The organism is Mesorhizobium sp. M4B.F.Ca.ET.089.01.1.1 (assembly GCF_004022605.1).
Lineage (GTDB): Bacteria > Pseudomonadota > Alphaproteobacteria > Rhizobiales > Rhizobiaceae > Mesorhizobium > Mesorhizobium abyssinicae.
Window position 1 is genome coordinate 1 of record NZ_RZOS01001596.1, and the last position, 384, is coordinate 384.

Below are 384 nucleotides of genomic sequence, written 5' to 3' on the forward strand. Positions count from 1 at the left end.
TCTCTATCCGGTGATGCTTTCCTCGCGCAGCAGCTACCTGCATCTGACGGAGGGGGGAAGAGGCGGAATTCAGCCCGATGCGCCATCTCGACCGGATCACCTGCCCGATTGCCGTCGTGTCAGCCGACCAGGACAGTCCGGAGTTCAAGCGCCAGTCCGATGTGTTCGGTGAAGCGCTGCGCGGCATGGGGAGATTGGCCAGTCGAACGATAGCCTTCAACGCCAACCACTTCCAGGAACCCGAGCATCTGAAAGACCCCGACACTGAAGTCAGCCAGGCGGCGTTCAAGCTGATGGGGATCTGACACGGATGTGTTGCAAACTCTTCAGCTAATGGGATTGTTAGTTTCGTACAAAACGATGCACTTTCTCAATCTTAGAGGG

At 56.8% G+C, this 384-nt stretch carries 1 protein-coding gene; it reads left to right on the forward strand.

What is annotated here, in order from left to right; all coding sequences use genetic code 11:
- The first annotated feature begins 77 nt into the window (after positions 1 to 77).
- Positions 78 to 305, forward strand: coding sequence for a hypothetical protein (locus tag EN780_RS38425; protein ID WP_126057642.1), 228 nt, complete (start codon positions 78 to 80; stop codon positions 303 to 305).
- Positions 306 to 384 lie beyond the last annotated feature (79 nt).